Annotated in this window: 5 protein-coding genes; 2 read left to right on the top strand and 3 right to left on the bottom strand. The window is 34.0% G+C overall.

The window, feature by feature from the left end:
- Nucleotides 1-63: 63 nt before the first annotated feature.
- Nucleotides 64-2,253, bottom strand: a complete 2,190-nt coding sequence (locus tag Q7C23_RS08545) for a glutamine synthetase III (protein ID WP_375032114.1) — start codon at nucleotides 2,251-2,253, stop codon at nucleotides 64-66.
- A 427-nt stretch (nucleotides 2,254-2,680) separates the two neighbouring features.
- Between Q7C23_RS08545 and Q7C23_RS08550 the strand changes: the two genes are divergently transcribed.
- A complete protein-coding gene (locus tag Q7C23_RS08550) occupies nucleotides 2,681-3,697 on the top strand; it encodes a glutamine synthetase beta-grasp domain-containing protein (RefSeq protein ID WP_072971733.1) in 1,017 nt (338 codons plus the stop codon).
- A 147-nt stretch (nucleotides 3,698-3,844) separates the two neighbouring features.
- Nucleotides 3,845-4,813: a TerC family protein gene (locus Q7C23_RS08555; protein ID WP_375032117.1), complete on the top strand. Its 969-nt coding sequence runs from the start codon at nucleotides 3,845-3,847 to the stop codon at nucleotides 4,811-4,813.
- Between the two features lie 64 nt (nucleotides 4,814-4,877).
- Here Q7C23_RS08555 and Q7C23_RS08560 read toward each other — a convergent pair whose 3' ends face one another.
- Nucleotides 4,878-5,402: a hypothetical protein gene (locus Q7C23_RS08560; protein ID WP_375032115.1), complete on the bottom strand. Its 525-nt coding sequence runs from the start codon at nucleotides 5,400-5,402 to the stop codon at nucleotides 4,878-4,880.
- 219 nt (nucleotides 5,403-5,621) lie between these two features.
- Nucleotides 5,622-7,156 (bottom strand): T9SS type A sorting domain-containing protein (locus Q7C23_RS08565; RefSeq protein ID WP_375032116.1); only part of this gene is annotated, 1,535 nt, incomplete at its 5' end.

The raw sequence follows: 7,156 nt of genomic DNA on the forward strand, positions 1-7,156 counted from the left end.
GCATGCTTTAAATACTTTTCGCAAATAGTAAAAAACAAATTCGTGTAATTAGTCGCTTAAAAACTATTTAGTAAACAATAATTCTCTGTACTTAGTTAGTGTCCAGCTTTCGTCGTCTACTAATAATTCTAATTTATCACAGTGATTGCGGATATCTTCAAAATAAGGTTTTACATTATTACAATACACTTCAGCCATTTTTTGGGCATCAGTCAATTGATTAGCTTTCTTTCTTTCATTCGTCATGGCTAATACTTTAGAATTGATTCCTTCAATATGGCCTGAAATTTCTTTAATCAAAACAATTTGCTCTTTGGCAATGGTTTCGAATTCTTTTCCGAAAATCTCTTTTAGGCCTTTTACATTCTCAATTAATGTATTTTGGTAACGAATCGCTGTTGGAATAACATGATTTCTGGAAATATCCCCTAAAACTCTTCCTTCAATCTGGATTTTTTTAGTGTATTCTTCCAATTCAATTTCGTAGCGGGCTTCCGCTTCAACATGATTTAAGATTCCTAATTCATCAAACAAATCAAGTGCTTGCTTAGAAACTTTTGCTTTAATAGCTTCAGGAGTAGTTTTAAAATTACTTAAACCTCTTTTAGCTGCTTCTTTTTCCCAGGCGTCGCTATAACCGTCACCTTCAAAAAGTATTTTTTTAGATTGTTTAATGTATTCTCTTAAAACATTAAAGATGGCGTCATCTTTTTTCATGTCTTTAGTGTCAATCAAATTGTCAACTTCGATTTTAAAGTCTTTCAATTGTTTGGCAACAATTGCATTCAGCGTTGTCATAGCATTAGAACAGTTTGCATTTGAACCGACTGCTCTAAACTCAAATTTATTTCCTGTAAAGGCAAAAGGCGATGTTCTGTTTCTGTCTGTATTATCTAAAAGAACGTCCGGAATTTTACCTACCACATTCAGTTTTAAATCGGTTTTTTCTTCCGGTGATAATTTCCCGGTAGTTACACTTTCTAATTCAGATAAAACCTTAGTTAATTGTGCTCCAATAAAAACAGAGATGATTGCCGGTGGTGCTTCATTGGCTCCTAACCTGTGGTCATTACTTGCTGTTGCGATAGAGGCTCTTAATAAAGTTTCGTAATCGTTAACCGCTTTTATGGTATTAATAAAGAAAGTCAAGAATTGTAAATTACTCATGGGTGTCTTACTCGGACTCAATAAATTAACTCCGGTATCAGTTGCCAACGACCAGTTGTTGTGTTTTCCTGAACCGTTTACACCCTTAAAAGGTTTTTCGTGGAATAACACTTTAAAATCATGGCGCTCTGCCACTCTTTGCATCACATCCATTAATAAAGAGTTGTGATCAACGGCTAAATTTGTTTCTTCGAAAATAGGTGCCAACTCAAATTGATTTGGTGCCACCTCGTTATGACGCGTTTTTACCGGAATCCCTAACAACATACATTCCTGCTCTAAATCTCTCATATAGGTTAAGGCACGAGTTGGAATAGAACCAAAATAATGATCATCAAGCTGTTGTCCTTTTGCAGAAGTATGTCCTAATAAGGTTCTTCCTGTCATCATTAAATCAGGACGTGAATTAGCCAAAGCTTTATCAATAAGGAAATATTCCTGCTCCCAACCTAAAGTTGCTGTTACCTTTTTTACATTTTTATCAAAATAACGGCATACTTCCGTCGCCGCTTCATCCATTGCAGATAATGCTCTTAATAATGGAATTTTATTATCTAAAGCCTCACCTGTGTAAGCGATAAAAACCGTTGGAATACATAAAGTTGTACCATATATAAATGCTGGTGAAGTTGGATCCCAAGCCGTATAACCTCTGGCTTCGAATGTATTTCTGATTCCTCCATTCGGGAAACTTGATGCATCAGGCTCTTGCTGAACCAATTGAGCTCCGCCAAATTTTTCTACAGGGTCACTTCCGTCATATGATGTTTCAAAAAAAGCATCATGTTTTTCTGCTGTTGTTCCTGTAAGCGGCTGAAACCAGTGCGTATAATGCGTAACACCTTTGGCCAAAGCCCATTCTTTCATTCCCATGGCAATATAATCTGCCAGTTTTCTGTCTATTTTAGTTCCGTGCTGAATTGCATCCCTAACTCCCTTTAAAGCATCTGAAGTTAAATATTGCTTCATTGCTTTCTCATTAAATACATTGGATCCAAAAATGTTAGACTTTCTATCAATTTCTTCAAAATGTACTGGCTTTCTTGTCGAAGCTTCTTTTAAAGCTTGGAAACGTAATGTTGACATGTATATAAGTTTAAAGATTCGTAATAAATTTCACTAAAAAAAGAGGAACAAATATAAGCAATAAAAGAGGCTATTTGAAAGATATATTTTGGAAATTTATGTGGTAATATTTCAACAGAAGGTCGTTTTTTTAAAGAATAATGAATTCAATTTAAAGAAATGTAACAAAATACACCGGTATTATTCATTAAATAAACATTTTTTCATAATTCCTTAACTCAGAAATTCAAAAAACTCCCGTAATTATTACGAATTTATTTTTTTATAGTGTTAAAAATTGCTTTTTTAAAAATATACCCCCATCTAAATTGCGCTTCTCTAAAAAATTATACTCCGTAAAACAAAATAGCCCCCTAATTTTTAGGACTAAAAAAATAAATCTATATTTGACCCAGCGAAAAAAAACAAAAAAATAAATTATATTATTATGGCTAAAATTAAGTTAGAGTACATTTGGTTAGATGGATATGAACCAACTCAAAATCTTAGAAGTAAAACTAAAGTTGAAGAACACGAAAATTTCAAAGGAACATTAGAAGAACTTGGAAACTGGTCATTTGATGGTTCATCAACAAAACAAGCAGAAGGTGGTTCTTCAGACTGTCTTTTAGTTCCTGTTGCAATTTACCCAGATCCAACACGTATTAACGGATATTTAGTTATGTCTGAAGTTATGTACGCTGATGGAACACCACACCCTTCTAACGGAAGAGCTACAATTGATGATGATAATGAAGATTTTTGGTTTGGTTTCGAACAAGAATATTTCATCATGGATACTAAAACTTTATTGCCATTAGGTTTCCCTGTTGGAGGATATCCTGCTCCACAAGGTATGTACTACTGCTCTGTTGGTGGAAAAAACACTCACGGAAGAAAATTAGTAGAAGAGCATGCTGACTTATGTATCGCTGCCGGAATTAACTTTGAAGGTATTAACCAAGAGGTTGCTTGCGGACAATGGGAGTTCCAATTATTCGCTAAAGGTGCTAAAAAAGCCGGAGACGAAATTTGGGTTGCTCGTTACTTATTAGATCGTTTGACTGAGAAATATGGTTACTATATTGAATATCACCCAAAACCATTAGGAGATACAGACTGGAATGGTTCAGGTATGCATGCTAACTTCTCTAACGAGGTGTTAAGAACATGTGGAGATCAAGCAACTTACGAAAGAATTTGCGAGGCTTTCCGTCCTGTTACTGCTGAGCACATTGCTGTTTACGGAGCTTACAACGACCAACGTTTAACTGGTAAACACGAAACTGCATCTATCCACGATTTCTCTTATGGAGTTTCAGACAGAGGATGTTCTATCAGAATTCCTTTAATGACTGTTCAAAAAGGATGGAAAGGTTGGTTAGAAGACAGAAGACCAGCTTCAAACGGAGACCCATACAAAATTGCCGCAAGAATTATCAAAACTGTAAAATCAGCACTATAATTCAAAGCTTACATTATACCGAAAAGTGCCATCTCAATTGATGGCACTTTTTTTTATTTTATATTAATTTGGGGAGAACTTTTTCAAATAATTAATTTTTAAGTTAAACTTCAAAACCTATCTTTGTAAATCATTTAAAATTATCTCATAATGGTTTGGATTTTCTTTTTATTGGCCGTAATTATTATTCTTGCTTTAGATTTAGGCGTTTTCAACAAAACACCTCATATCATTAGTACAAAAGAAGCAAGCAAATGGACATTGATTTGGGTAACACTGTCATTTGCCTTTTCAGGAGTTATCTACTGGCTTTATACTACAGATTATATTGCCAATCCTGATGGTCTTAAACCTGCAGTCGCTTCTATGAAGTTTATTACAGGTTACTTAATTGAGCTATCCTTAAGCGTTGATAATATTTTTGTGATTGCAATTATTTTTGCTTCGTTTAAGATTCCGCAAAAATACCAACACCGTGTTTTATTTTGGGGAATTCTTGGAGCGATTGTTTTCCGTGGATTAATGATCTTCTTCGGAGTAATGCTGATCAATAAATTTACCTGGACTACTTACTTATTTGGTGCGTTCTTAATTTTTACTGCTCTAAAAATGTTGTTCTCTGGTGAAGATGAAGATTTTCATCCAAAAGATTCTTTCGTATACAAAACATTAGGAAAAATTATTCCGATTACATCTGAAACAGATGGGGAGAAATTTTTCATCCCTACAAAAACTGCAAAAAGAGCCGCAACTCCATTGTTTGTTGCCTTAATTGTTATTGAAGTAATGGATGTTTTATTTGCTGTTGATAGTGTTCCTGCAATTCTTGCTATTACTTCTGACCCGTTTTTAGTGTTCAGTTCTAATATTTTTGCAATTCTTGGATTACGTTCTATGTATTTCTTCCTAGCGAATATGCTGGCGAAATTCAGTTATTTAGAATACAGTCTTGTTGCCATTTTAGCTTTTGTTGGATTAAAAATGATTCTACACGATTTCATCCATGTTCCGGAATGGGCTTCTTTAGGTTTTATTGCACTTTCTCTTTTAGTGGGAATTATGGTTTCTCTTAAATTTGGTAAAGAAAAAGAACTGACAGATTTGGATTTAGATTAGTTTTATGAATATATACTTCAGAAAAAAAGGAGATCAATTGATCTCCTTTTTTTATTTATTTGATTTACAATTTAATTGATTTTATATTACTATCATCAATATTGTATTTTTTAATTACCGCATTGTAATCTGAAAAACTAGATTTGTTAGCAGATTTAGCTGTACCTGTTAAATATCCTGGAATAATTACAATTCTAAATGTTTGATTCAATCTAAGAGCAGTTGAAACACCTGCTAAATCAAATCCATCCATATAAATACTAACATCTCTTACAGTAAAATTATAATTATATCCAAAATCCAATGTTCCATCAGGCAAATAATACAACTCAGGTGTTAATTTCCAAACAGGGGCACCATTATCGGTACCATCTTGTCGATACAACAACACCATATCAGATGATAAAATTGCAGGATCTAAAGGAATTATTGGGTTATAACCATTAGCATCAGTAAATGAAACACCTTTAACCTGATAAACTTCAGCCTCTACATTAACTCCATCTTGTCCCGGAGGCCCTTCTGGTCCTTCACAGCTTGAAAATGCAACTAATCCAACAACTGCAAAGAGTGTAAGTATCTTTTTCATAATATTTGTTTTTTTTAAGTTTTATATATAAAGGTACTTCCAAAAACCAAACCAAAAAATAAATTACATAACTTTTTTTTTAATCTTTTTATACTATTTTGCATTTCATGCCACCTTTTAAAATATAATACTTTAACAATCAAAGGCTAATATTAAAAAAAACTTCAAAAAAAAGCATCCGATTTTAACGGATGCTTTTAAATAAAATTTTATAAATAATTAATTACCATCGGAAATAATTTTTTTAGAACTACTGCCTTTACTTGTGGTAATTTTAAGAATGTAAACCTGGAATTTACCTACATAGAAATCAATATTGAAATTGTACTCTTTACCAGAGTAAGAGTCTGTATCCGTTTTTGAAGATAACAGTACTCCAGATGTATTGAATAATTCAATTTTAACATCACTTGCATATTCAAAATTATAACGAATTGTGATGTAGTTTTTAAATGGCATTGGATAAGCATCAAAATCTGCTTTTTTACCTCCTTTACCAGTCTCTTCAACTACAGTTGTTTCTGGTGTGGTTGGTTGCGTAACTATCGTTTCTTCAGTAGCGACACAGGCAAGAGGTTGTATGTTGTATCCTATTGAAATTCTACATTCATCAAATACATTATTGATCAGGTCTACTAAATTGGCAATATCAGAAAGAGAAAGTCCGTAAGTATCTCCACCTCCAAGTGCCTGATTGGCCAAATTGAACAGATCACCAACAGTTTTACCTCCACCTAATTTACTCACTACATTATTCGGAATAGTGTAATAAGTATACTCATTACTTACCGTTCCGTCAGGATTACAAGTACGCACTTTTGGATTTTTAGATCCACAGCCACCTTCAGGTTCTGCTACTGCCAATATACCTGCCTGTAATTTGAAATTGCCTAACTCACTATCAATACCTAAATTAAGACCTAAAGTAATAGTTTGAGCCAATAAGGTATTATTGATCGTTCCTTTTTTAAGGTATGATGGTGGCAATGCACTTATTTGAGGATTCCCGCTTAGTAAAACTTTACTTGCTCCTCCTCCCGGTAAAACGGCAATCACAGCATCAATATCAACTGGATTGTTAGACACTAAAACAGATTTTCCTACTAATCCAATTCTCATTGTTCCACCTGGATAAGTACTTAATGATTTCGCAATAAGCGCTTTGGTAGTATAAGTAACTCCTCCAGCACATGCCATACCTCCTACATTTCCATAATATCCCTGAGTATAAGTACAAATTGGAGTGGTACATGGCGTAATCAAAAATGTTGAAGTTTTTGTAACAGTTTCACATCTGTTGGAAACAATATACTCAATAACTAATGGTACTCCTATTTGAGGTTTTACAAACTGAGATAAATCTGTAGCGTCAACATTTCCAAGACACCCTCCAGTAAATTTGAAACCTGAGATCCACGCAGCAAATGCAGCATCAACATCTTCACCACAAACAACTGTTTTATCAGCAGGACGTTCAACGCTTAGTAAATCACTTTTAAGAATCGTAAAATCTCTGGTAATTGTATTACTATAACATTTATCAGTGATCATAAAACTTACCGTTACTGTACCTCCTTCGCATAAAGTTGGCAAAATTGGATCTCCAACAAAAGTGCCTTTTGGATCACAACCGCCTGTTACGCCAAAACCTAATTTGAAAGTTTCAAATGCAGCATTCAAAGCAGCCTGATCCGCATAAGCGCAAGCTGATGCATTTACAGGATCTGGTGATTGCGGAACTACAGCTGCAGGAG

It is taken from the genome of Flavobacterium sp. LAR06 (assembly GCF_041946075.1).
Classification (GTDB): domain Bacteria; phylum Bacteroidota; class Bacteroidia; order Flavobacteriales; family Flavobacteriaceae; genus Flavobacterium.

Bases quoted from the DNA above. Each gene is read 5' to 3' on its own strand.
- Q7C23_RS08550 (WP_072971733.1), top strand. From the start codon at position 2,681: ATGGCTAAAATTAAGTTAGAGTACATTTGGTTAGATGGATATGAACCA.
- Q7C23_RS08560 (WP_375032115.1), bottom strand. From the start codon at position 5,402: ATGAAAAAGATACTTACACTCTTTGCAGTTGTTGGATTAGTTGCATTT.
- Q7C23_RS08545 (WP_375032114.1), bottom strand. From the start codon at position 2,253: ATGTCAACATTACGTTTCCAAGCTTTAAAAGAAGCTTCGACAAGAAAG.